This is a genomic window from Sporosarcina sp. P26b, assembly GCF_002743245.1.
Lineage (GTDB): Bacteria > Bacillota > Bacilli > Bacillales_A > Planococcaceae > Sporosarcina > Sporosarcina ureae_C.
Genome location: NZ_PDYW01000007.1, coordinates 100324 through 124314, shown reverse-complemented (window position 1 = coordinate 124314; position 23991 = coordinate 100324). Strand labels below are relative to the sequence as shown.

The 23991-nt window shown below is 42.2% G+C and carries 26 protein-coding genes; 3 read left to right on the top strand and 23 right to left on the bottom strand.

Annotated elements, in window-relative coordinates; genetic code table 11:
* Nucleotides 1–117 precede the first annotated feature (117 nt).
* The 12 genes from deoC to gpr form a co-directional block, all read right to left on the bottom strand.
* The gene (gene deoC, locus CSV69_RS09265) at nt 118–789 is read right to left on the bottom strand and encodes a deoxyribose-phosphate aldolase (RefSeq protein ID WP_099693245.1); all 672 of its coding nucleotides are present in this window, start codon (nt 787–789) and stop codon (nt 118–120) included.
* A gap of 91 nt (nt 790–880) precedes the next feature.
* Nucleotides 881–2221 (bottom strand): tRNA (N(6)-L-threonylcarbamoyladenosine(37)-C(2))-methylthiotransferase MtaB, encoded by a 1341-nt coding sequence (gene mtaB, locus CSV69_RS09260; protein WP_085428914.1) that lies wholly within the window; start codon nt 2219–2221, stop codon nt 881–883.
* A gap of 16 nt (nt 2222–2237) precedes the next feature.
* Entirely contained in the window at nt 2238–2978 is a 741-nt protein-coding gene (locus CSV69_RS09255) for a 16S rRNA (uracil(1498)-N(3))-methyltransferase (RefSeq protein WP_099625678.1), read from the bottom strand.
* A gap of 2 nt (nt 2979–2980) precedes the next feature.
* Nucleotides 2981–3925, bottom strand: coding sequence for a 50S ribosomal protein L11 methyltransferase (prmA, locus tag CSV69_RS09250; protein WP_099625677.1), 945 nt, complete (start codon nt 3923–3925; stop codon nt 2981–2983).
* A 14-nt stretch (nt 3926–3939) separates the two neighbouring features.
* Complete coding sequence (gene dnaJ / locus CSV69_RS09245; protein WP_085428911.1) at nt 3940–5061, bottom strand: molecular chaperone DnaJ; 1122 nt, start codon at nt 5059–5061, stop codon at nt 3940–3942.
* 137 nt (nt 5062–5198) lie between these two features.
* Nucleotides 5199–7034, bottom strand: coding sequence for a molecular chaperone DnaK (gene dnaK / locus CSV69_RS09240; protein WP_085428910.1), 1836 nt, complete (start codon nt 7032–7034; stop codon nt 5199–5201).
* A gap of 39 nt (nt 7035–7073) precedes the next feature.
* Nucleotides 7074–7655: a nucleotide exchange factor GrpE gene (grpE, locus tag CSV69_RS09235; RefSeq protein WP_085428909.1), complete on the bottom strand. Its 582-nt coding sequence runs from the start codon at nt 7653–7655 to the stop codon at nt 7074–7076.
* A complete protein-coding gene (gene hrcA / locus CSV69_RS09230; RefSeq protein WP_085428908.1) occupies nt 7652–8707 on the bottom strand; it encodes a heat-inducible transcriptional repressor HrcA in 1056 nt (351 codons plus the stop codon). Before hrcA ends, grpE begins: the two co-directional genes overlap by 4 nt.
* Before the next feature lie 91 nt (nt 8708–8798).
* On the bottom strand, nt 8799–9938 hold the full coding sequence (hemW, locus tag CSV69_RS09225; protein ID WP_099693244.1) for a radical SAM family heme chaperone HemW: 1140 nt from the start codon (nt 9936–9938) through the stop codon (nt 8799–8801).
* A gap of 72 nt (nt 9939–10010) precedes the next feature.
* Nucleotides 10011–11834: a translation elongation factor 4 gene (gene lepA, locus CSV69_RS09220; protein ID WP_085428906.1), complete on the bottom strand. Its 1824-nt coding sequence runs from the start codon at nt 11832–11834 to the stop codon at nt 10011–10013.
* An 83-nt stretch (nt 11835–11917) separates the two neighbouring features.
* A complete protein-coding gene (gene spoIIP / locus CSV69_RS09215; protein ID WP_232319560.1) occupies nt 11918–12718 on the bottom strand; it encodes a stage II sporulation protein P in 801 nt (266 codons plus the stop codon).
* A 53-nt stretch (nt 12719–12771) separates the two neighbouring features.
* Nucleotides 12772–13809 (bottom strand): GPR endopeptidase, encoded by a 1038-nt coding sequence (gene gpr, locus CSV69_RS09210; protein WP_099693243.1) that lies wholly within the window; start codon nt 13807–13809, stop codon nt 12772–12774.
* Between the two features lie 194 nt (nt 13810–14003).
* Here gpr and rpsT point away from each other — a divergent pair, with 194 nt between their 5' ends.
* On the top strand, nt 14004–14255 hold the full coding sequence (gene rpsT, locus CSV69_RS09205; protein WP_085428904.1) for a 30S ribosomal protein S20: 252 nt from the start codon (nt 14004–14006) through the stop codon (nt 14253–14255).
* Between the two features lie 50 nt (nt 14256–14305).
* On the opposite strand, the gene holA is transcribed toward rpsT, so the two are convergent.
* The gene (gene holA / locus CSV69_RS09200; protein WP_099693242.1) at nt 14306–15313 is read right to left on the bottom strand and encodes a DNA polymerase III subunit delta; all 1008 of its coding nucleotides are present in this window, start codon (nt 15311–15313) and stop codon (nt 14306–14308) included.
* Nucleotides 15314–15415: 102 nt separating this feature from the next.
* Between holA and CSV69_RS16805 the strand changes: the two genes are divergently transcribed.
* Both CSV69_RS16805 and CSV69_RS09195 read left to right on the top strand, forming a co-directional pair.
* On the top strand, nt 15416–15580 hold the full coding sequence (locus CSV69_RS16805) for a hypothetical protein (protein ID WP_158232643.1): 165 nt from the start codon (nt 15416–15418) through the stop codon (nt 15578–15580).
* Between the two features lie 173 nt (nt 15581–15753).
* Nucleotides 15754–15888, top strand: coding sequence for a YqzM family protein (locus tag CSV69_RS09195; protein WP_085428902.1), 135 nt, complete (start codon nt 15754–15756; stop codon nt 15886–15888).
* A 57-nt stretch (nt 15889–15945) separates the two neighbouring features.
* Here CSV69_RS09195 and CSV69_RS09190 read toward each other — a convergent pair whose 3' ends face one another.
* The 10 genes from CSV69_RS09190 to yqeH all read right to left on the bottom strand — a co-directional run bounded on the left by CSV69_RS09190 (nt 15946) and on the right by yqeH (nt 23991).
* Complete coding sequence (locus CSV69_RS09190; RefSeq protein ID WP_158232642.1) at nt 15946–18006, bottom strand: DNA internalization-related competence protein ComEC/Rec2; 2061 nt, start codon at nt 18004–18006, stop codon at nt 15946–15948.
* Nucleotides 18007–18224: 218 nt separating this feature from the next.
* Nucleotides 18225–18788, bottom strand: coding sequence for a ComE operon protein 2 (locus tag CSV69_RS09185; protein WP_085428900.1), 564 nt, complete (start codon nt 18786–18788; stop codon nt 18225–18227).
* Between the two features lie 13 nt (nt 18789–18801).
* Nucleotides 18802–19458 carry a helix-hairpin-helix domain-containing protein gene (locus CSV69_RS09180; RefSeq protein ID WP_232319558.1) on the bottom strand — a complete coding sequence of 219 codons (657 nt, stop codon included), beginning with the start codon at nt 19456–19458 and terminating at the stop codon, nt 18802–18804.
* Between the two features lie 68 nt (nt 19459–19526).
* Complete coding sequence (locus tag CSV69_RS09175) at nt 19527–20267, bottom strand: class I SAM-dependent DNA methyltransferase (RefSeq protein ID WP_099693240.1); 741 nt, start codon at nt 20265–20267, stop codon at nt 19527–19529.
* Nucleotides 20264–20608, bottom strand: a complete 345-nt coding sequence (rsfS, locus tag CSV69_RS09170) for a ribosome silencing factor (protein ID WP_085428898.1) — start codon at nt 20606–20608, stop codon at nt 20264–20266. The genes CSV69_RS09175 and rsfS overlap by 4 nt, the downstream gene beginning before the upstream one ends.
* Before the next feature lie 3 nt (nt 20609–20611).
* Nucleotides 20612–21184, bottom strand: a complete 573-nt coding sequence (gene yqeK, locus CSV69_RS09165; protein WP_099693239.1) for a bis(5'-nucleosyl)-tetraphosphatase (symmetrical) YqeK — start codon at nt 21182–21184, stop codon at nt 20612–20614.
* The gene (locus tag CSV69_RS09160; RefSeq protein WP_085428896.1) at nt 21159–21743 is read right to left on the bottom strand and encodes a nicotinate-nucleotide adenylyltransferase; all 585 of its coding nucleotides are present in this window, start codon (nt 21741–21743) and stop codon (nt 21159–21161) included. Before CSV69_RS09160 ends, yqeK begins: the two co-directional genes overlap by 26 nt.
* Before the next feature lie 10 nt (nt 21744–21753).
* Nucleotides 21754–22044 carry a ribosome assembly RNA-binding protein YhbY gene (yhbY, locus tag CSV69_RS09155; protein WP_085428895.1) on the bottom strand — a complete coding sequence of 97 codons (291 nt, stop codon included), beginning with the start codon at nt 22042–22044 and terminating at the stop codon, nt 21754–21756.
* 2 nt (nt 22045–22046) lie between these two features.
* Nucleotides 22047–22868, bottom strand: a complete 822-nt coding sequence (gene aroE, locus CSV69_RS09150) for a shikimate dehydrogenase (protein ID WP_099693238.1) — start codon at nt 22866–22868, stop codon at nt 22047–22049.
* A gap of 22 nt (nt 22869–22890) precedes the next feature.
* Nucleotides 22891–23991 carry a ribosome biogenesis GTPase YqeH gene (yqeH, locus tag CSV69_RS09145; protein WP_199170406.1) on the bottom strand — a complete coding sequence of 367 codons (1101 nt, stop codon included), beginning with the start codon at nt 23989–23991 and terminating at the stop codon, nt 22891–22893.

Sequence of the window (23991 nt, the reverse complement as noted above, 5' to 3'; positions counted from 1 at the left end):
CACACACTTCGAACATAGCACTTTGCTATGTACTAGAAAATTATAACGCATATTTTCTGATTGGTCAATAAAAACTATTAGAATATCATGAAAAAATCCAGATTTTTTTCTAGATAATCAATAGTCAGCAGATGATGACAGACCTTGCACGATGGAAACACCCGAACTTGCCCCGATGCGTGTAGCACCTGATTTGATCATGCGATCCACGTCTTCTGCGCTACGTACTCCACCACTTGCTTTTACACCAATTGCCGGCCCCACAACAGAACGCATCAATTTTACGTCTTCAGGTGTCGCACCGCCAGTTGAGAATCCAGTAGATGTTTTGACGAAATCTGCTCCTGCGAGTACAGCAAGTTCACAAGCTGAACGCTTTTGAATATCATCCAGCAATGATGTTTCGATGATCACTTTTACAAGTGCTTGATCTTTTGCTGCTTCTACAACCGCTTCAATATCTTTTCGCACCTGTTCAAGTAACCCACTTTGAAGCGCACCGATATTGATGACCATATCTACTTCTGTTGCACCGTTAGCAATCGCGTCTTTCGCCTCGAAAGCTTTTACTTCAGGCGTGTTTGCACCTAGCGGGAAACCGATGACTGTACACACTTTTACTTCGGTACCTTGTAAAGCTTCTGCAGCTGTCTTTACCCACGTCGGATTAATGCACACTGAAGCAAATGAATACTTTTTCGCTTCTTCACATAAATCCAGTATTTGCTGTTTCGTCGCTTCTGCCTTTAACAACGTATGATCAATATAAGCGGCATAATTTGTAGTCAATGAAAGCGCTCCTTTTGCACATCGTTTTTTTCAGTATATCAAAGCTTTCAATTCGTTGCACGAAAAAGACCACCCATTACAGGTGATCTTTTTACATCGATATTTTTTCTTCTGTAAGGACACGTACAGGTTGACCTTCATTGTAAGGATAGCCGGCTTTCGTGATTTTCACTTTAATGATTTTTCCAATCATCGTTTCATCTGCTGGCATCACTACTTTTAAGTAATTATCTGTATAGCCTACGTATAGATTGTCGTCACTATCTAGTTTATAGCGCTCTTCAGGAATGACTTCTAGCACTTCGCCTTCAAAACGAGCGGCATAATTTTTCGCTAATTGGTCGTTCAATGTAATTAAGCGATGAACGCGCTCATTTTTCACATTCTCGTCTACCTGATCTTCCATACGTGCAGCAGGCGTGCCTGTTCTCTTCGAATAAGGGAACACGTGGAGTTCAGAAAACTTATGGTCGCGAATAAAGTTATACGTTTCCATAAATTCTTCTTCCGTCTCACCTGGGAAACCTACGATGACGTCTGAAGTAATTGCAAGGTCAGGCAGTGCTTCATTCAGACGCTTTAAACGATCCGAGAAGAATGCCATCGTATATTTACGACGCATGCGTTTCAGTACAGTATCCGAACCCGATTGAATTGGGATATGCAAGTGACGTACGACAATGTTGGAATTACGCAACACATCGATGACTTCATCTGTTAATTGGCTCGCTTCAATCGAACTAATACGAAGACGTTTCAATCCTTTTACCTGCGTTTCCAAATCACGTAACAGACGAGCTAAATTATAGTCTTTTAAATCTTCACCGTAACCGCCTGTGTGAATACCTGTTAACACAATTTCGAGGTAACCCGCGTCGACAAGTTGCTGCGCTTGGCGGATAACTTCTTCCGGATCACGTGAGCGCATTAATCCCCTAGCCCACGGAATGATACAGAACGTACAGAAGTTATTACACCCTTCCTGAATTTTCAATGAAGCCCGCGTACGGTCTGTAAACGAAGGCACATCAAGTTCTTCATAGACTCGGTTTTTCATAATATTTCGTACCGCGTTGATCGGCTGGCGCTCTTCACGGAACTGTTCGATCAATCCAAGCAATTTAGAACGATCTTGTGTACCTACGACAATATCCACACCGGGAATTGCCATAATTTCTGCCGGAGATGTTTGGGCGTAACAACCTGTTACACAAATGACTGCGTCCGGATTTTTCCGGATAGCGCGACGAATTACTTGTCGGCTCTTCTTATCACCGGTGTTTGTAACGGTACATGTATTAATAACATAGACATCAGAATTCTTATCAAACTCTACTCTTTCATAACCTGCTTCTTGAAACAATTGCCAAATAGCTTCTGTTTCGTAGTGATTCACTTTGCAGCCTAGTGTATGAAAAGCAACTGAAGACATAAGTTGTTCACTTCTTTCATTCAAATTCATAAGACATAGCGGACAATACATACAAAGGAGCTGTTTCCGTACGCAGGATTCTAGGTCCAAGCGACACCGGAAGGAAGCCGGCTTGTTGCAGTAAATCGGCTTCTTCACGCGCCAATCCGCCTTCCGGACCAAAAACAACTACTATCGATTGTCCATGATACACGTTTTTGAGACGGTCCGCAATCTTATGCGGCACATCACTTTTCGCATCTTCTTCATCCGCAAACATTTTGACATCAAAAGAATCCGTATACGTGATCAGTTGCTTGATGCTCTGGACAGATAAAATCTCTGGCACATGATTACGATGACATTGCTCAGCAGCTTCCTTGGCAATTTTTTGCAAACGATCTATGCGCTTATCAACTTTTTTTGCGTCCCATTTAACGATAGATCGGCTCGCAGCAAAAGGAATCAACTGACTCATACCGAGCTCGGTGCTCTTTTGTGTAATTAAGTCGAGCTTATCGCCTTTAGGTAAACCGCAGGCAATCGTTACGGAAATCGGCAACTCATTGTCTTTGTCTAGTTGTTTCTTTTGAGAAACGATCACCGCATCTTCACTCATGCTATCTATGATCGCAATAGAAGCAACGCCATCATAAACCGTCACTACTTCCTGACCTGGCGTCATACGCATGACTTTGACGATATGCTTATAATCATCTCCGCCAATCTCAACTCGACCTTGTTCATCAAATGGATGATTTAGAAAATAGCGTTGCATGATTATTCACTACCTTTGCGCGCGATGATGACTACCCAGTCTTCCATGAGAACCGTTTCCAAAATCTCAAAACCTTGTGCGATTAGATCATTACGCACTTCATCGCGTTTGGCTCCAATGATCCCCGACGTGATGAATAAGCCCCCTGGTTTGACAAGTTGATAGGCATCTTGAGAAAACGACATGATAACGTCCGCTAAAATATTCGCGATAATTAAGTCCGGTGGCTCTTCGATTGAATCGAGAAGATTACCCTTCAAAACCGTAATGCGATCATCGACATGGTTATACGTAACATTTTCTTCTGCAGCGCGAACAGCTACTTCATCTAGGTCAAGTGCTGTAATGTGTTTGGCACCAAGTAAAGCAGCACCAATCGCAAGCACGCCCGAACCAGTTCCTACATCGACAATTGTCTGGTTAGGTTCAAGATACTTTTCGAGAGCTTGCAAACAAAGGACTGTAGTAGGGTGTGTACCTGTTCCAAAAGCCATACCGGGATCTAGTTCAATGATCAATTCATCCGATTCCACTGGGGTATACTCTTCCCATGTAGGGACAATCGTGAACCGCTTTGATATTTTCACAGGATGGAAGTATTGTTTCCATGAGTTGGCCCAATCTTCTTCATCTACTTCTGTAATGCCAATAGTAAAGCGACCAGGATTTAATGAAAACTGACGAAGGCCTTCTATTTCCAGTTCAAGGTTTTCAACTGTTTCGTTGATGAAACTAGTGACAGGCAAATACGCTTTGATGATGACTCCTTCGTTAGGAAAATCATCTTTATCGAGTGCATATATTTCGCCAAATTGATCCACTCGCTCTTTATCAAATTCTTCAGAGTCCTCAATGACAACTCCGCTCGCTCCTGCTTCATGCAAGATATTTGCGACTGCCTCAGTTGCTTCATGCGTCGTGTGGACGGAAACTTCAGACCATTTCACAGCTAGTCATCCTTTCATTCACCTTTAAAAGTGCGTTTAATTTTATCGAAGAATGAGCTGGAATACTCATCTGGTGATTCCCCTTCGATTGATGCGAACTCACGCAATAATTCTTTTTGTCGCTCTGTCATCTTCTTCGGTGTTGTTACTTTGATGATGACATGTTGATCGCCTGTACCGTGACCGTGTACGTTCGGAACTCCTTTGCCTCGAAGGCGGAATGTCGTACCGTTTTGTGTACCTGCCGGAATTTTCAACTTTACTTTGCCGTGTACTGTTTGAACTTCGAGCTCGTCTCCGAGTGATGCTTGTGGGAACGTCAAGTTCAATTCCAGGATAATATCATCTTCTTCACGAATGAAACGTTTATGTGGACGTACATTAAAGACGATATATAAGTCTCCAGGAGGTCCTCCATTTATACCCGCTTCACCTTGACCGCCTACACGCAGTCGTTGGCCTTGGTCTACACCAGCAGGAATGGTTACTTTAATGACTTTGTTTTTCGTTACGCGGCCTTTACCTCGGCATGTTTCACATTTTTCTGGAATGATTTTACCTGTTCCCTGACATGTAGGACATGTTCTGCGATTGACCACTTGACCGAATGGCGTGTTTTGAGCAAATGAAATCTCGCCCGATCCATTACATTCCGTACATGTTTTGACGCTTGTGCCTTTTTTAGCACCTGTACCGTCACATGTATCACATTCTTCTTCACGTGGAATATCAATTTCAGTTTCTTTACCAAAAATAGCGTCCATGAAGTCGACTGTCATCGTATATTGCAAGTCATTACCTTTTTGTGGGGCATTTGGATCTCTTCTTCTTGCACTACCGCCGAAGAACGTGCTGAAAATATCTTCGAAACCGAAGCCATCTCCACCACCGCCACCGAATCCACCAAATCCGGCACCTGGTCCATTATGTCCGAATTGATCGTATTCGGCTCTCTTATTCTCGTCGCTTAATACTTCAAATGCTTCTGTTACCTCTTTGAATTTCAATTCTGCATCCGCTTCTTTGTTCAAGTCCGGATGGAACTTTTTAGAAAGTGTACGATATGCTTTGCGGATTTCTTCTTTCGTTGCAGATTTAGAAACGCCTAGCACATCATAGTAATCTCGTTTACTCATTCATTGCACCCCTCATCGCATTTTACCTGTTGTCCATTGTAACACGTTGATATCGAATTTTGTTAAGTTAACAAACGAAAAAGTCAAAGCCGGAATTTCGGACTTTGACTTTTCCGTCAATAGCTATTTCGAATTACTTATTTAGTGTCTTTGTCGTCTTCTACTTCTTCGAAATCTGCGTCCACTACACCATCATCTTCTTGGCCTGGTTGTGCATCACCTTGTGCAGCTTGTGCTTCTGCAGCAGCTTGCTCATATAGTTTTACAGATAGAGCTTGTACTAATTCGTCAAGTTTTTCTTTCTTCGTACGAATTTCTTCAAGATCTCCAGATTCATTAGCAGCTTTCAATTCTTCCAATGCCGCTTCAGCTTCTTTCACTTCTGCTTCATCCACTTTACCTTCTAGGTCTTTAAGTGTCTTTTCAGCCATGAATACTAACTGATCTGCTTCGTTGCGAAGTTCCGCTTCTTCTTTACGCTTCTTATCATCTTCAGCGTGAGCTTCTGCGTCTTTAACCATTTGATCGATCTCTTCATCAGAAAGGCCTGAACTAGACTGGATCGTGATGTTTTGTTCTTTTTGTGTACCCATATCTTTCGCTTTAACATTTACAATACCGTTTTTGTCGATATCGAATGTTACTTCGATTTGTGGAACGCCACGTGGTGCTGGTGGAATATCCGTCAATTGGAAACGACCTAATGTTTTATTGTCAGTCGCCATCGGACGCTCACCTTGCAATACGTGGATATCTACTGCTGGCTGGTTGTCTGCCGCTGTAGAGAACACTTGTGATTTGCTTGTAGGGATTGTCGTGTTGCGGTCGATTAGCTTAGTGAAAACAGAGCCCATCGTTTCGATACCTAGTGATAGAGGCGTTACGTCAAGAAGTACTACGTCTTTAACGTCTCCAGTAAGGATAGAGCCTTGAACTGCTGCACCCATTGCTACTACTTCATCAGGGTTTACGCCTTTGAATGGCTCTTTACCTGTTACTTTTTTGATTGCTTCTTGTACTGCTGGAATACGTGTAGATCCACCAACTAAGATTACGCGATCGATTTCAGCTGCTGAAAGATCTGCGTCTTTAAGCGCTTGGCGAGTCGGGATCATAGAACGTTCTACTAGGTCCGCTGTCAACTCATCGAATTTACCGCGAGTTAAAGTGATTTCCATGTGTAGAGGTCCTGCTTCTCCAGCTGTAATGAACGGAAGAGAGATTGAAGTAGATGTTACACCTGACAAATCTTTCTTCGCTTTTTCAGCTGCATCTTTCAGACGTTGCATAGCCATTTTATCTTTAGAAAGATCAATGGAGTTTTCTTTACGGAATTCTTGTACTAAGTAATCCATAATAATATCATCGAAGTCGTCTCCACCAAGTTTATTGTCACCTGCTGTTGAACGTACTTGGAATACTCCGTCACCTAGTTCAAGGATAGATACGTCAAACGTACCGCCACCTAGGTCATATACTAGAATTGTTTGATCTTCTTCTGTCTTATCCAAACCGTAAGCAAGTGCAGCTGCTGTTGGCTCGTTAATGATACGCTCTACTTCAAGACCCGCAATTGTACCAGCATCTTTTGTTGCTTGACGCTGCGCATCGTTAAAGTACGCAGGCACTGTAACAACAGCCTTCGTTACTTTTTCGCCCAAGTATTCTTCAGCGTAGCCTTTCATGTATTGAAGGATCATAGCTGAAACTTCTTGTGGAGAATATTCTTTGCCGTCTACTTCTACTTTAAAGTCCGTACCCATATGTCTTTTAACAGACATAATTGTGTTCGGGTTTGTGATCGATTGACGTTTAGCTACTTCCCCAACTTGTCTTTCGCCGTTTTTGAATGCGACAACGGATGGTGACGTTCTGTTACCTTCAGGATTCGGAATTACTTTCGCTTCTCCGCCTTCATATACTGCGACTACTGAGTTTGTTGTTCCTAAGTCAATACCAATAATTTTACTCATTTTTGATTTTCCTCCTATAATGTGAAAAAATTAGTTTTTTTATTCGTTTACTTTAACCATGGATGGTCGAAGTACACGCTCTTTAAGTTTATATCCTTTTTGTAGTTCTTCCAAAACAATTCCAGAATCTTTCTCTTCTTCATTGCCTGTCATCACTGCCTGATGGAAGTTTGGATCGAATTCTTGATCAAGTGCTTCAATTTCTTCGAGTCCGTCAGATTTTAACGCTTCTACTAATGAACGATAGACCATTTCCATCCCTGTTAAGAGGGCCTTCGTCTCTTCTTCTTTTGCTTCAACCGCAAGTGCACGTTCGAAGTTATCCAGTACAGGCAAAATATTCACCATTACGTTTTGTGCACGGTATGTTTGCAACGTTTGATAGTCGAGTGCAGCTCGTCTTTTGACGTTTTCCATATCCGCCAATACGCGTAATTTCTTACCCTCTTCTTCTTCAAGAGCTTTCGTTAATTCATCTATTTTTTTCTCAAGTTCTTGTTCTGTAGTGAGTACTTCCACGACTTCTTCAACCTCTGGCTGATCTGACGCTTCAGTAAGCTCTTGCTCATCTTCGGAAAGATTTTCATCTAGATGCTCTTCAAACTTTTCGTTTTCTTTCACGTGTCTTGCCTCCCGTTCCCGTCTTGCCCGATGGTTAACCGATGTAGTGCAGAAGATAGATCACTGCTAAGTATGTCTAGCAATGTAATGACTCTTCCGTAATCCATCCGCTTCGGACCGATAATTGCGATGGAACCTTCCATATTCTCTCCTGCCGAGTATGTGGAAGTGATCACGCTGTAGTCTTCCATTTCAATCACGTTGTTTTCTGAACCGATACGAACTTGTATACCTTGCTCGTTATTCTTGAAAAGCCCCATGGCAGGATTGCCTTTCTCTATCAATTCAAAAAATGATTGCATCTTTTGGAAATCGTGAAATTCCGGTTGTTTCCACATATTCAATTTCCCGCCGAAATACAATTGCTCTTCAGGCTCCACTGCCATTGCTTGCTGCAGCGAGCTGAATAGTTGCTCAGCTTGGTGAATATGCTGTTCAAATACATGTTTCGCCTCGAGCTGCAATTTTTTCTGCAACTGCACAAGCGATGTGCCGATTAGGCGTTCATTTAAAATATTTACCGTCTTCTCAATTTCCGAAGCAGTGAGGCCAGGTGGTACATCGAAAATCCGATTTTCCACATGTCCATTATCTGTTACGATAATTGCCACTGCTCGCTGTTGATCAAGTGGAACTATAGAGAATTTCTTGACGGCATGCGTAGAAGTATCAGGTCCAAGTAGAATGGACGTATAATTCGTCAAGTCCGATAAAATCGTTGCGGACTTCCGTATCAATTCCTCAGACTCTCCGACTTTTTCCTGAAACACTGTACGCAACTGCAAGCTGTCTTCAAGACCTAGGGCTTGTGGCTGTAATAAATGATCCACAAAGAACCTATAGCCTTTTTCTGAAGGCACTCTTCCAGATGATGTGTGAGTCTTTTCTAGATAACCCATATCTTCCAGATCCGCCATGTCATTCCGAATGGTTGCCGAACTAAATGGCGCTTCCGGTTTCTTTGACAGTTGTCTGGAACCAACAGGTTGAGCAGACTCAATAAAATCTTTCACTGTCAATTGTAGTATGAGCAATTGTCTGTTTGTCAACATGATCATCACTCCTGTTAGCACTCATTAACCGCGAGTGCTAATACTACTTTATAATTTATCAAATTCTATTTTATATGTCAACGAATCAAACTCAATCACCTAATAAAAATTCTTGAAACACTGTATTCCCTAGAAAAACACCTTTTCGTGTCAGGCGTAGAAGATCGCCATCGATGTGAAGCAGCCCTTGTTGTTGCAGTTTTTCAATCGGTTTACCGAATACTTCTTTGATCGGTCGGTTGAATTTCTTCTGGAATTCCTGCATTGAAACTCCTTCAACTATTCGCAAACCAAGGAACATTTCTTCTTCCATTGATTCTGCCAGTGTTACTTCATGAACGTCCTTGCGAGGTAACTTGCCTTCTTCTAAGTGGTCGATATAGTGCATTAACGGACCTACGTTTGAATAGCGTTCTTTGCCGAGATAGCCGTGAGCACCTGCACCAATACCTGCATATTGGGAGTTTTCCCAATAAATCAAGTTATGAAACGAAGGATATCCAGGTTTTGCGAAGTTGCTGATTTCATATTGTTCCCTGCCTGCTGCATTCATGCGTTCAATGACCATCTCAAACATTTCAGCTTCGACATCTTCTCCAGGCAACGGTAATTTCCCTTTAACCATTCGATTGTAAAATACCGTTTTTGGTTCAACAATTAATGAATAGGCGGAGTAATGCGGCAAATCAAGCGCCAATGCCCGATCGAGCGTCTCTTCCCATTCGCTTACAGTCTGCGTCGGTAAGCTGTACATTAAATCGATACTGATATTCTCGAAACCGACACTCCGTGCAGCCGCAATGACACGTTCCACGTCTTCGTTGGAATGCGTGCGTCCGATTTGCTTCAGTAATCGTTCATTGAAAGTTTGAACGCCGATTGATAAACGATTGACACCTTTTTCTTTCAAAATAGATAGTTGTCCTTCTGACAGGTCGTCAGGATTTGCTTCGGTTGTGAATTCTTTTAACGTTGTCACATCTACGTACTGTGAAACAATCGTCAGTAACCGGTCAAGTTGTTCGACGCTAAGCGCTGTTGGCGTGCCACCACCTAAGAATACCGTTTCCACTTCTTCAAATGAATGGCCGGCTTCTTTCATATAATAAAACTCTTTACCAATCGCTTCGATATATCGATCGACCGGCTGGTTTTTCAAAAACACTTTATTAAAATCACAGTAATGACAAATTTGCTGGCAAAACGGTATATGGATATACACTCCCCGCATGCTGTCACATCCTTTATATGAGTATGTAAACGGCAAAAAGAGGGCGATTTGCCCCCTTTTTGCTGAGTTCAATTAATCTTCATCCATCTTCAAAACAGCCATGAACGCTTCTTGTGGAACTTCCACCGAGCCGACTTGTTTCATTTTTTTCTTACCTTCTTTTTGCTTATCAAGCAATTTACGTTTACGGGAAATATCTCCACCGTAACATTTTGCTAAAACGTTTTTACCCATTGATTTAATAGTAGAACGCGCAACGATTTTTTGACCAATCGCTGCTTGAACAGGAACTTCGAACTGTTGTCTTGGAATTAACGACTTCAGTTTTTCAACGATTGCTTTTCCGCGCTCGTAGCTGAAGTCATTGTGCACAATAAAGCTCAGTGCATCGACATTTTCACCGTTCAACAGAATATCCATCTTCACGAGTTTCGAACGCTTATAGCCAATCAATTCATAATCCAACGAAGCATAGCCTTTTGTGCTGGATTTCAATTGGTCAAAGAAATCATAGACAATTTCCGCCAATGGCAGTTCATAGATAATATTGACACGTGTGCTGTCCATATAATCCATTGTAATGAAATCTCCACGCTTACGTTGACATAGTTCCATAACAGCACCTACATAATCATTTGGCACCATGACAGACGCTTTAACATATGGTTCTTCTACGAAATCTACTTTTTGTGCAGAAGGCATCATCGATGGATTATCCACATTCATCGTTGAACCATCCGTTAAGTTTACTTTATATATAACACTTGGCGCTGTTGTGATCAAATCGATATTGAATTCACGTTCGATCCGTTCCTGAATAATTTCCATGTGCAATAGGCCGAGGAACCCACAGCGGTAACCGAATCCTAGTGCTTGGGATGTCTCTGGCTCATATTCAAGTGCAGAGTCATTCAGTTCTAGCTTTTCAAGCGCTTCACGCAAATCGTTGTATTTAGACGTATCGATTGGGTACAATCCGCAGAACACCATCGGATTCATACGACGATAACCTGGTAATGCTTCATCTGCAGGGTCATTGGCAAGTGTAATGGTATCTCCGACTTGTGTATCCCCTACCGTTTTAATAGAAGCAGACAAGAAACCTACGTCCCCTACAGTCAATTCATCGCGAGGAGAAATTGTCGGAGTAAAGACTCCTGTTTCAAGCACTTCAAATTCTTTACCTGTAGCCATCATACGAATTTTATCGCCTGGCTTTACTTTCCCTTGAACAATTCGGATATTGACGATAACGCCTTTATACTGATCGTAATGGGAGTCGAAAATCAACGCTTTTAATGGCGCTTCAGGATCTCCTTCAGGCGCTGGCACTTTTTCTACGATTTGCTCCAAAATTTCTTCAATGCCAATTCCAGCTTTTGCTGAAGCTAAAACCGCTTCTGAAGCATCCAATCCGATAACTTCTTCAATTTCTTTTTTTACACGTTCCGGATCAGCTGCCGGTAAATCGATTTTATTAATGACAGGTAAGATTTCCAAATCATTATCTAGTGCCAAGTAGACGTTCGCCAATGTTTGGGCTTCGATACCTTGTGCAGCGTCTACAACCAAAATAGCGCCTTCACAAGCTGCCAAACTTCTCGATACTTCATATGTGAAATCGACGTGTCCTGGTGTGTCGATCAAGTGAAACGTATAGTCTTCACCATTCTTTGCCGTATATACTAATTGAACGGCATTCAATTTAATGGTGATCCCGCGTTCACGTTCCAGGTCCATCGAATCCAATGATTGCGATTTCATATTACGTGTTTTCACTATTTCCGTTTTTTCTAAAATCCTATCAGCCAGCGTGGACTTTCCATGGTCGATATGGGCGATGATAGAAAAATTTCGGATGTTTTTTTGACGTGCTGCTCTCTGCTCTTGATTCATCACTGTTCACTCCTACATGTACGTACCTATTTAAGCTACTTGAATTATAGCAGTGAACGGTTCAGACTTCAATATTTGAAAGATTATTGCACGATCATCATAGCGGAAATAGATTCACCAACGACAGATATCGTTTGATTGATTTCCATTTCAGTATTACCTACGCCACCCATTTCGATCAAAATGATGCTTGTATTTAAATCTTGATTGTATTTACCGTCTACTCCACGGCCACCTTTGATGATGATCTCTCGCGTGATACCCGGCACTATTTTTTCCATTTCACTTTTCAATTGCTTCGCTTTGGCCAAATTCCGTTCGTAATACGGGTGGTCTCTTCCAATGACAAATGCCACTTTTGCATAGCGTTGACCAGCGTGCGTTATGGTCGTTTTAGAAGGACCGAGCGAATCCCTGTGCATGTCGATGACTAAATCATAAGATTGTTCGTTAACCTTCTTTTCCACATACGGCCTGATCGCAGCATACGAGCGATGATACGGTATCTTCTTTTGTTGCATAATTTTCACAATATCGATATCGAGTTGTTCTGCCCCAAGACCATGTGATATTAAATTCTCTTTTAGCCGCGCGCCCACTTTTATTATATTCTCCGAATGATGAGACACTGCAACTTTACCATCCGCTGCTTTCGTAATCGGTTCATACGCTTCATGTGAATGAGTCGAATAAATTAAAACATTACCTTTCACTTTAGGACGAATATCCTCTTCCAATACATTGGATGCGTAAACTATTGTGCTTGGTTCCTTTAACGAGAGGGCAGTGGGGATGGTCGGCTGTTTAGGAATGTACTGCAGTACGACAGGGAAGATGAACAATACAAAAATAACGCTCATCCAGATTTGCAAAGTTTTTTTCATAGTAATCCCTCCATCTTCCACAATATGCAGAAGAAAAAAGGTCAATGACTAGTTCACGTATTTACTTTATGAATCCAACTAATTAATGAAGAAGACAATGCCGTGGCGTAGTTCGCTACCCACGAATCAATTTCTTTTGGCGATATAAATGTCGACAACTCCTGATTGGTCAGTACTTCTTCAAATAATTTAATTCGTTCTTCATGCGTCCATGATGACCAATCACCGAATATAGGTCCAAGCGCTGTGCGATCTGCATCTTTTGTGATGCGTTGAGGAAAACGACCCGTTGAGAGTTTAGACGAAGGCATACTATCCTCTTCAATTTTCGTTGCGATATAGCCAAACATCGTGTCAATCGCATCCGCCACGAGTACAGGGCCGTCCACTACTGTCGGCACGCCTATCGCAATGACGGGGATGCCGAGACTTTTTTCTGATAACTCTTTGCGGCTGTTCCCTACACCTGAGCCCGGATGAATACCCGTATCTGTTAGCTGAATCGTACGGCAAAGCCTTGCGCTACTTCTCGCAGCAAGAGCATCGACGACGAGTAACAGATCCGGCTTACTTTGATCGACGATTGCTTTTACGAAGGACGCAGTTTCTAAACCCGTCTGAATCGTTACCCCCGGTGCATAAACCATCACACCACTTTCATCTGCTTCGTAATAATCAGGTATCACTTCTTTCACATAATCCATAACAGCGGGCCCAACAGCATCAGGCGTAATTTCTCGGTTACCGAGACCGACACATAACACTTTCTTTACGTCTCCCGGTATCTTTTCTTTAATTAAGGTGTCCATTTTTTCGACCACAAGTTCACATAATGTTTGAATCTCATCGATTTCGTGAACAGCAAGTGTCGGAATCGTCAGCGTAATATATGTACCTTTCGCTTTCCCGATTTCTTCCTCACCTTCTGCTGTCACTTTTACCGTAGTTGCTTTAATTCGACCAATTGTTTGTTCTTCGACACGTATTCCGGACATTTCCTTCAATTTCTTTTCTTCTTGATCTGTCTGATGCCTGACAAACTCATCACTTTCATCAATTAAATCCGTTCGATAGTAGTTGATTTCGCTCATTTTTTTCACCTCTACTAGCCAGTTTGTGCAATTAATCGGCGATTATTCTGGAATAGATTGCTGTAAAGATGAATCACTTTACTTTTTTTCTTGCAATCTGTCATGAGCTTTGTTAAAATTATGCTTGTTGTAAAGAGATGTCCGGATGATTGTGGAAACACTCTTGCCTTACCTGAAAGCTGGAGGTGAATGAAATGCCAAACATTAAAGGTGCTATCAAACGCGTGAAACAAAGTGCTGCTGCTAACGAAGCAAACTCGCACGTTAAAGCTTCTATGCGTACTGCAATCCGTAAAGCGGATGCGGCTCTTACGAATAAAGAAGAGAACGCTGAAGAACTTTTGAGAAATGCTGTGAAACAATTGGATACTGCTGCCCGTAAAGGTCTTATCCCAAAAAACACTGCTGCTCGTCAAAAATCACGTCTAACTAAAAAAGCTCAATAATGACATGTTAAAAGACTGCCTCCTCGTGACGGCAGTCTTTTTTTGCGTTTTTATAAACCATTCATTAAAAATAATTCTAGTTTACGCTGGCGATTGCCACTCGTAGTTTTCAATTGCAAATCAATCGTCGCCAAATCATCCAACGCCTTCAATAAAACTGGTAAAGGCGGCAGTTTCCGTTGCATCATCAATTTGACGCGATACGGATGGATATGAAGGGTGGTGGCGATCTGTTGTTGCTGATAGCCTTTTTTACGGAGATTTGTCACATGGATCATTAAACGTACTTGGCTTGCGATGAGTGACGCCATCATGATCGGCTCTTCACCATTACGCAATAAATCATGATAGACAGCAAGTGATTCCGCACGTTTGTTATTAACGAATGAATCCGTCAGGCGGAATACATCCATTTCGGGCGTTCTAGCAACCAATTGTTCAATCATATCGACGTCGACTGTGCCACTGAATGCCAAATAACCCGCTAGCTTGTCCACTTCAGTAGAAAGAGTCAGCAAATCAGTTCCTGATATCTCCATGAGGAATTCAGCTGTCTTTTTATCAAACGCAATCCCTTTATCTTTCCCTTGTTGCATGATCCACGTAGATAAGTCTTGTCCTTGCAAAGCCACAGCTTCTACGACAACTGCATGCTTTTTAATTTTCTTCGTAATTTTCTTTCGTGCATCTAATTTTTCATATGGCGCCACAAATACTACCGTTGCGGTAGGCGATGGATTTTCCAGCCATTTTTCCAACAATTCTAATTGATGGTTCTGTTTTTCTTTTGAATTATCGGTTGCTTTCAAAAACGAGCAGTTTTTTGCGACAATTAATTTATGATCGACTAAAAACGGAAATTCATTCGCTACTTCAAGAACTGCCTGGATAGGTATCTCTTCCAAATCAAAGCGATTCACTTCAGATGATGTCATGCCGGGCACTGCCTTGATCAATTTCTTTATCGTTTCATCCAATAAATGTTGCTCAGTACCAGTCAGTAAATAAACTGGTTGCACATCGCCTTTTTCAATTTGACTCCAAATTTTCGTAACCACTTTCTTCACCTCTGTTAACGAGTACTTGCATGTAAAAACCTGTGCTAACTATACATGAAAATCAATTATTTCTCCATACTAGCGAGTAAAGGAGGTTTATTGATGAAAAAATCTAAGCGTCTAGAAGCAAATACTCGTAAAAATTCAAAACCTGAGGAGAAAGAAGAAATCTCTTTGGAATTGGCCGAATTTGGTCACTTGACACCGAAGCAAGAACCGATGACACCAAACCATCGCGAAACAGCAGAAAAGGACAGATACTATTAACTAGAATGGATGAAGCGGAAATGGCCATATGCGTTTCCGCTCTTTTAACTTATAATTCACTTACTCTATGAACAAATTGTGTCAACATACATTGCAACACCTAAAAACGTCGATTTATATGGATTTTTCTTTCACTTTCATCTATACTTAGTATGGAATTAGGAGGTGTAGCAATGAATGAATTTGAACATGATGTCCAATCCAAACGTAATGACGCGATTGATAGTGGCATCGGCTTTATAGTTGCGTTTATCGGTTTTTCGGCAATTTTTGTTGTTGCTACGATCATCGATATCGTCGCTCGCTAATCAACTGTTTTATAAAGTAGACACATCCACCTAATTGGCGGATGTGTCTATTTGTTTTTAGCGACTAGATGTAGTCGTATACATACCATCCTTTACACGTAATTCAATAGTTCCTTGTTCCGCTGTCGACCAAAACGGAATGTCATGCTCAATGAAACGATTCACTACTTCTGCATGCGGATGTCCATAGCGACTATTTCTTCCTGCCGAAACAATAATAAACTCGGGCTGTAAGAAATTGATAAAAGGCTCTGTACTCGATGTTTTGCTGCCATGATGACCTGCTTTTAGCACAACACGTTGAAAATCTGCAGAGCGATACCTTTGCAAAAATCGCTGTTCTCCCTCTTTCTCCAAATCTCCAGGAAAGATGAAATGAAGATCATTCTTCTTCATGACCAGTATGAGTGAACTGTCATTGCCGTCATACACACGTTCTTCAGGCGCTACATATTGAAACTGATAATCGTCTATATTCCAATTAAAGCCTTCCCCAACGAGCTGCACTGGAACTTTTTGTTCATTGGCCAGTCGTAACACGTCTTTCATCGCTTTCTCTTGTTCGCTTCCAGGCGGTATATGAATCTCCTTCACGCGTAACTCTTCCATGACTTCATCCGCACCTTCCATATGATCAAGATCGGCATGAGAAATCATCAATCGGTCGATTTTCGTAATACCTTTTGCTTTTAAGTACGGCACAACGATATTTCGTCCAATTTCAAATGGCTGCTCAGGAGTTTTCCAATTCGCTTCACCAAAATGAACGACGCCACCAGTATCTATCATATACACTGCTTTTTTAAAAGGCATCTCGATAATCGTACTGTCCCCTTGTCCCACGTCGACGTACGAAACGATCGCGTCCAGATGTAGTATCGGTTTGATTTCCAAATAAAATGCCGGTAACAATAAGCCAGCGATACCTAGCGCAATACATTTTCTTCGTTCCAAAGAAACTAGAAATAGTAAGATCCCAAGAACCGCAAGCGCAGAACCTATTCCATCCGGCTGTCCCGGTGTCCACATTTGGTACGGAAATGAAGCAAACCAAGTGGTCATGCTACCTATCCATTGTCTGACTGGTTCATACATGTGAAAAAGTAAACTGGCTAGCGGAGGAATTGTATACGTACAAACTAATAGTAATAAATTGGCTGGCAAAATAAATATGGAATACAAAGGGACATAGAACAAATTTGCGATAAAAGAAGAAATCGACAACTCAAAGAAGTGATACAACAAAATAGGATAAAGCGCGACTTGCGTAATAACCGTGACAAGAAACGATACAACGAATCCATTTTTCGCCTGGCTTAAAATAGCTGACGAATACAATAAAGAGAATGCAGCTAAATAAGATAGCTGAAATCCAGGCTGGAATACGATATGAGGTTGCATCACGATAAAAAACAATGCGCTCAAAGCCAGTGCATCATCTAGGCGCAATCTCAAATTCCCTGTAACCGCAAGTAATACAATCATCGTGACAGTGGCCGCACGCCAGACAGAAGGTGCTCCCCCAGCAATACATGCGTAAGTCGGCAAAAACACCAGTAATCCGTAGGTCACCCATTCTTTTCGAAAACCAACTCGCAAGAAGATTGCCCGTATGAAAAACGTCAACAGTCCGACATGTAAACCAGAAATGGCAAACAAATGCGTGATCCCAAGCGTTTGATATTCTTTCTGCAAGAGTCGGTCCATGCCAGAACGGTCACCGATCAATAATGCCTCTGCTTCCGTGACAAGTGAAGACGGAAAGTGCTCGTGAATATGTTGTTTGATAGAAAAGCGGTAATGCGAGAGTCGCGTTCGAAGTGTTGTGAGGGGCTGACTAGATGTGATACGTGTGGCTTCTAGAATTCCCGCTGCACCGTTCATTCGTAAATAGCGTGCCATATCGAATGAATAGTCATGGGCTGCCGGTTCCAATTCTTTCGGCTCCACTTCAGCTGTGAACAAAAACGTAGATAATCGCGCAGCTTGGAAGCGTTTCTTTTCGTGTTCGGAAGTTAGCGTATACATCATATAAACCATTGTCCCGTCATGTAATGTAGCAAAGCCCTTCACTTTACCTCCATCGATTTTCACTTGATCTTTCCACTGAAATGTCATGACAGAATCGTTAGGAAGTGCTGTAAAATGATTGGAGAAATAGAAAAAAGAGAGACTAGCAAGAAGTGAGCAAAGAATTAGATGTAGATAATCTTTGCGCAAAAAGTAGAATGGTATGAGGAATAAAACATTTAAAAATAAAAGCGATCCTGAAAGCTCAGCTGCAAACGCAGAAATCGCTACAGGAATCGCTATATACATCCATCGTATCGATCGGATTAATTGCCAAATAAGTGATTCACCCTTTGTAAAAGGGCATCTAGTTCTTCAGGTTCAGCGCCAAGCTCTTGCATTTTCGTCAACATTTCGTTGAATAGTGAAAATTTCTCTTCACTGGCGAAGTCAATAGATCGCTCGTCAAACGGCACTTTTTCAATCTCGACACCCGCTTGCGCAAACAACTCGAGTGCATACTCGCTATTTCGGTAATCTTCCGCGTATTTAACGCGTTCAATACCTGCCTGAATCAATGCTTTACTACATTGTAAACACGGGAAGTGTGTGACATAAATAGTTGCCTTTGCGACCGGTATGCCGTATTTAGCACATTGTAGTAATGCATTCATTTCTGAGTGTATCGTTCGAACGCAATGATTGTCCACGACATAACAGCCGTGTTCAATACAATGGTCTCCACCCGAAATTGAACCATTATAGCCGCCAGCAATAATACGCTGATCACGTACTAAAATGGACCCCACTGAGAGCCGTGTGCACGTGCTGCGCATCGCCAGCAAATGACTTTGCGCCATGAAGAACTGATCCCAAGTAATTCGCTCCATACGGTTGCCTCCATCAATTAAGAATAATAAGTGGTTCTAATTTTTCAAATGTCTTGTCACCAATGCCTGACACATTTTTTATTCCATCCAATTGCGAAAAAGCTCCATGCTCTTCACGGTATTGTACAATCGCCGTAGCTTTTGCTGGACCGATGCCAGGAAGCGTTTGAAATTCACTTTCATTCGCTGCATTGATATTTACTTTCGAAGCGGAACTTTCAGACGAAGAAGTTGACGCCGCGGCTGGTTGCTCATATACCGGTGGTTCTTCTCCTGCGATCGGTACATAGACGACAGATTCATCCTGCAGTCTTTGCGCATGGTTCAACAACCTAGTGTCAGCGGCCTCCGTGTAACCTCCTGCTTTGTCGACTGCATCAAGCAAGCGATCACCTTCTTGCATCGAATAGAGTCCGGGATGTTTTACAGCACCTTTTACATCTACAAGAATAGCAACGGAGACCGCTTCAGCCACTAACTCGATCGGTGCTTCCACTTCTTTATTTTCTTCAGTAGTTTCAATTGGTTCAAATAGGGATTGTCCACGTTCTTCGGAAAGTTGGTCCGACGGTTCTCGGGGAAAGAACCAAACAGTGGAAAGTACAGCGAACGCTGCAATAGGAATGATCAATGTACGCCATTTTTCGGTAAAGAATGAACGGATAAACAACAATCCTTTCTTTCGGCACCGTATGGAGTCCCCTTCACTATACCCGATTGTGAAATACTATGGAAGACTTATTTCCGTACTTGGAAGAAGATTCTTTCACTTTCTTCTTCAGGTGCTTCATCTTCCCAATCTGCAAAAATACGCTCAATATGAAATCCAACTTCTTCAAGCATTTGAACATATTCAGGTATCGCAAATGTTCGTTGCATATGTACTTCGTCAAAACGCTGATAAGAACCGTCTTCCTGTCTAACGAAAAACGCCAACTCAGAATAAATGGAGTGAGTCTCGTCACCAGGAGCTGTTTGCCAAATATATGAAATACGTTGATTATCGAAAACAAAAGGACCTTCAAGGAAGATTTCATCCATTTTCTCTAACGAGTGCACATCAAATAGCAACACGCCACCTGTAGCAAGCGATTCATATACGCGGCGGAATGTTTCTAAGACATCTGCTTGTTTAATTATATAGTTTAAGGAATCGATCGATATGACAGCTGCATCAAATGTCTCTTCTACGTCTAGTCGCTGCATCGGTTGCTCGATCAATGTAATATCAAGAGAAAGTGATTCTGCACGACGCGAAGCAACTTCGAGCATATCAGCGGAAAGATCGATACCGGTGACATGTGCTCCTTTTTTTGCGAGCATGGCGGACAGCAAGCCAGTTCCGCAACCAATATCCAATACTTTTTTCCCTGAAACGCCAGCAGACGCCAAATCGAGTAACTCGACATAGGCGTCATATGGGATATCATTCATTAGTTCGTCATAAATAGATGCGAACGCTGAATAGGAAGAACTCATACTTCATCCTCAACGTTTAATAACTGTGCGTCTCCCCATAACTTTTCTAAGTTATAGAATCCACGTTCATCTCTGTGGAATACATGAACGACTACATCTAGTAGATCGACTAAAATCCAACGACCTGCGTCGAATCCTTCTAAACGCTTCACTGGATATCCTTCTTTTGAAGCTGCATCTGCTACTTCACGTGCGATCGCTTGTACTTGTCTTTCAGAGTTTGCATGACAAATGATGAATTGATCAGCAATTAGTGAAATGCCCTCCATGTTTAATACTACGATATCTTCCGCTTTCTTACTATCTACTGCTTCATAAGCTAATTCTAATAATGTTGGCATACTTCACTGTTCCTTTCTTCTACGTACATGGTCATTATAACAATCAAATGAATGAGGAAAAATGACTGCGTATCGCTGAACTAAAAATTTAAATGTGTGCTGGATACATTCGGTCATTTGATCTTCCAGCGGTTCTCCGTCAATACGTTGGCGAAGTTCTTCGATCCCCGGAAACTTTCTTCCTGGTTCAATTAAATCTGCAATATAAATTACTTTCTCTAGCTCGCTCATCCCAGCACGTCCTGTCGTATGGAAACGGACTGCCTGCAAGATGTCGTGATCTTCTACTCCGTAACGCTCTTTCGCAAGCATAGCTCCAACTGGCGCATGCCATAGTTCAGAGTGATACTGTGCATAGAGCTCGTAGTCTTCGTCACGCTTTAATAATTGAAGTAACTCGTCTTTATCCATAAACTTGGCATAGTCATGAAATAGGCCTGCAATTTCAGCCTTTTCTACTGATACACCCACTTCTTCCGCTAACTTCTTTGCAGTTTCCGTGACACGTAACACATGTTCATAGCGTGCTTTTGGTAAGCGTTGTTCCAGATCAATTCGAACTTGTTGAAGATCCATATAATCTCTCCTCTCGAATATAAGCTTCGACAGCGGAAGGAATCAAAAGTTGCACAGTTCCTCCTTCTGCAAAACGCTGGCGGATCAATGTGGATGACAAATCAAGTTGAGGTGTTTCCACTAGTTGTACCGGGATTGCAGAAGCGTTAGTAGCACCTGGGCGCTTTACACCGACAAACGTAATAATATCGAGTAAATCTTCAATCCGATACCATGTCGGCAACTGATCGATCATATCCCCACCAATGATAAAATGAAAGTGAACATCGGGTTCGTCCAAAACTAATTGAGACATCGTATCGTATGTAAATGATACTCCGCCACGCTCAATTTCATACGAAGATGCACGCAAGCCTTCCACTTCATCTGCCGCTAGCTTCACCATTTGTAGACGTTGCTCCGCTGTTGCATCGCCCGTCGTAAGCTTATGCGGCGGGACTGCAGTAGGCATCAGCCATACTTCGTCCAACTGCAGTGCATGACGCACTTCATTGGCGATCATTAAATGTCCAGTGTGCGGCGGATTGAAAGTTCCGCCCAAAATGCCAATTCGCTTCATCTGATTCTCCTTACGGTAATTGTATGCGTTTTTTCTCTGTCGATTCTCTGTATAAAACAATTGTGCTGCCGATGATTTGAACTACGTGAATACCCTTATACGCGCCAATCTTTTCAGCAATTTCTTTTTTGTCCTCGTCGCAGTTCTGAAGGACGCTTACTTTGAGTAGTTCACGTGCTTCTAGCGCTTCATCGATTTGAGCGAGGATTGCATCTGTCAGACCACTTTTCCCAATTTGGAATAATGAATCTAAATGATGTGCTTCGCTTCTTAAAAAACTTTTTTGTTTACCTGTTAACATGTTTACCCGCCAACTTTCATTGTAATCGTATCTGTCATTCTTTTCGTGTCAGGATAGACGCCTGTCCACTTGTCAAAAGCTAATGCGCCTTGATGGACGAACATTCCTACGCCATTCATCGTCTTAGCACCCGCTTGTTTTGCTTGTCGTAAAAATTCTGTTTCAAGCGGATTATAAATAATATCCGCCACTACGACACCACTTGCGATATTCTTTGGATCAAGTGGTATCCCTTCTTGTGCAAAATTCATACCGACCGAAGTAGTTTGGACGACCAGTCCGAACTCCCCAAGACGTTCTTCCGCATCTTCAATAGATAGCGCATGACCGTCATCCATCGCTGTCGATAGTTCTGCGGCCCTTGAAGCGGTCCTATTCGTGAAATAGAGTGGTCCATAGCCAGCTGACTGCAAAGCAAAGGCGATACCTCTAGCCGCTCCGCCAGCTCCTATAAGTAACACAGGACCTGTAACTGATTCGGAAAACTCCTCCAAAGACTTCACGAAACCTGCACCATCTGTATTGGCACCGATTAGTTTACCTTGATCGGTTTGGTAGACTGTATTCACCGCATTCATGACCCTCGCCGATTCATCCACTTCATCAAGGAAAGGAATAATTGCTTGTTTATGGGGTACTGTCACATTCCAACCGCTGCATCCGAGTGTACGCAAACTGTTGATCGTTTGTTCCAAGTTTCCCGCTGTTGCATGAATCGGTATATACGTCGCGTCCAAATCGTTTTCATCAAACCACTGATCGTGCATGACCGGTGACATCGATTGCGCGATCGGATCGCCTACTACCGCATACCATTTTTTCAATTGGTCATTCCTCCTAGCCCTATTAAATCAATGAAGGTCTGATTACGACATTCACACCTTTTGGTGCATGTACAGCCACTTTTACATTCGCATGCTGAATCGTAATCCAGCCAAGACCTGAAATAACTATGTCTGTCTTTGCTTCCTTAATCGAAAATTCATGGCGCACAAGTGGCGGCAAATTTTCGAGGGATGCAGGTCCAGGTGGAGAAAGCATGTCACCTAGATGATTTTTAAATAGCTCATCTGCATTTTCAAGCTTTGTCCGATGAACCGGTAATGCATTCGCTGCGTAAATATTGAATGAAGAACGTCCACCTTGAATGAAATCAAAACGTGCCAGTCCACCAATGAACAAAGTCTGTTCCGCATTCAGTTGATAGACTTTCGGCTTCAACTCTTTTTTTGGTGTAATTAATTTTAAATCGTGCGCATCTAAGTGATGGGCCATTTGGTGATCATTGATGATCCCTGGTGTATCCATCAGCATTTTTCCATCGTCCAATGGAATTTCTACTACATCAAGAGTTGTTCCAGGGAAATAAGACGTCGTAATGACATCCTCCATACCCGTCGCATCTTTGATGATCCGATTAATAAACGTAGATTTCCCTACATTCGTACAACCGACTACATAGACGTCTTTACCTTTACGGTATTTCTCGATTGCGTCGAGTGCTTCACTCATGCCGTTCCCTTTTACAGCAGAAACGAGCAAGACGTCAATCGGTTTTAAGCCAAGCTTTGCCGCTTCTGCCTTCATCCAATTCTTCACTCGTTGCGGATTAATCGCTTTCGGCAAAATATCTGCTTTATTACCGATCAACAAGATGTCTTTCTTGCCTACAAAGCGATGCAGGCCATTAATCCAGCTACCGTTGAAATCAAAGATATCCACGACTTTGACGATTAAACCTTGTTTCTCACCGATTCCATTTAGAATCGCTAAAAAATCGTCTCCTGATAAGGAAACTGGCTGTAGTTCATTATAGTTCCGTAATTTAAAACAACGCTGGCAAATAACATCTTCCTTCTCTAAAGAAGCAGGTGGTGCATAGCCTTCTGCAGTTTTATCGGTTGTTTGGATTGTAATACCGCATCCAATACATTTGATCAATTCCAA

Bases quoted from the DNA above. Each gene is read 5' to 3' on its own strand.
- mtaB (WP_085428914.1), bottom strand. From the start codon at position 2,221: ATGTCTTCAGTTGCTTTTCATACACTAGGCTGCAAAGTGAATCACTAC.
- CSV69_RS09255 (WP_099625678.1), bottom strand. From the start codon at position 2,978: ATGCAACGCTATTTTCTAAATCATCCATTTGATGAACAAGGTCGAGTT.
- dnaJ (WP_085428911.1), bottom strand. From the start codon at position 5,061: ATGAGTAAACGAGATTACTATGATGTGCTAGGCGTTTCTAAATCTGCA.
- dnaK (WP_085428910.1), bottom strand. From the start codon at position 7,034: ATGAGTAAAATTATTGGTATTGACTTAGGAACAACAAACTCAGTAGTC.
- hrcA (WP_085428908.1), bottom strand. From the start codon at position 8,707: ATGTTGACAAACAGACAATTGCTCATACTACAATTGACAGTGAAAGAT.
- hemW (WP_099693244.1), bottom strand. From the start codon at position 9,938: ATGCGGGGAGTGTATATCCATATACCGTTTTGCCAGCAAATTTGTCAT.
- lepA (WP_085428906.1), bottom strand. From the start codon at position 11,834: ATGAATCAAGAGCAGAGAGCAGCACGTCAAAAAAACATCCGAAATTTT.
- spoIIP (WP_232319560.1), bottom strand. From the start codon at position 12,718: ATGAAAAAAACTTTGCAAATCTGGATGAGCGTTATTTTTGTATTGTTC.
- gpr (WP_099693243.1), bottom strand. From the start codon at position 13,809: ATGAGCGAAATCAACTACTATCGAACGGATTTAATTGATGAAAGTGAT.
- rpsT (WP_085428904.1), top strand. From the start codon at position 14,004: ATGCCAAACATTAAAGGTGCTATCAAACGCGTGAAACAAAGTGCTGCT.
- CSV69_RS16805 (WP_158232643.1), top strand. From the start codon at position 15,416: ATGAAAAAATCTAAGCGTCTAGAAGCAAATACTCGTAAAAATTCAAAA.
- CSV69_RS09195 (WP_085428902.1), top strand. From the start codon at position 15,754: ATGAATGAATTTGAACATGATGTCCAATCCAAACGTAATGACGCGATT.
- CSV69_RS09190 (WP_158232642.1), bottom strand. From the start codon at position 18,006: ATGACATTTCAGTGGAAAGATCAAGTGAAAATCGATGGAGGTAAAGTG.
- CSV69_RS09185 (WP_085428900.1), bottom strand. From the start codon at position 18,788: ATGGAGCGAATTACTTGGGATCAGTTCTTCATGGCGCAAAGTCATTTG.
- CSV69_RS09175 (WP_099693240.1), bottom strand. From the start codon at position 20,267: ATGAGTTCTTCCTATTCAGCGTTCGCATCTATTTATGACGAACTAATG.
- rsfS (WP_085428898.1), bottom strand. From the start codon at position 20,608: ATGCCAACATTATTAGAATTAGCTTATGAAGCAGTAGATAGTAAGAAA.
- yqeK (WP_099693239.1), bottom strand. From the start codon at position 21,184: ATGGATCTTCAACAAGTTCGAATTGATCTGGAACAACGCTTACCAAAA.
- CSV69_RS09160 (WP_085428896.1), bottom strand. From the start codon at position 21,743: ATGAAGCGAATTGGCATTTTGGGCGGAACTTTCAATCCGCCGCACACT.
- yhbY (WP_085428895.1), bottom strand. From the start codon at position 22,044: ATGTTAACAGGTAAACAAAAAAGTTTTTTAAGAAGCGAAGCACATCAT.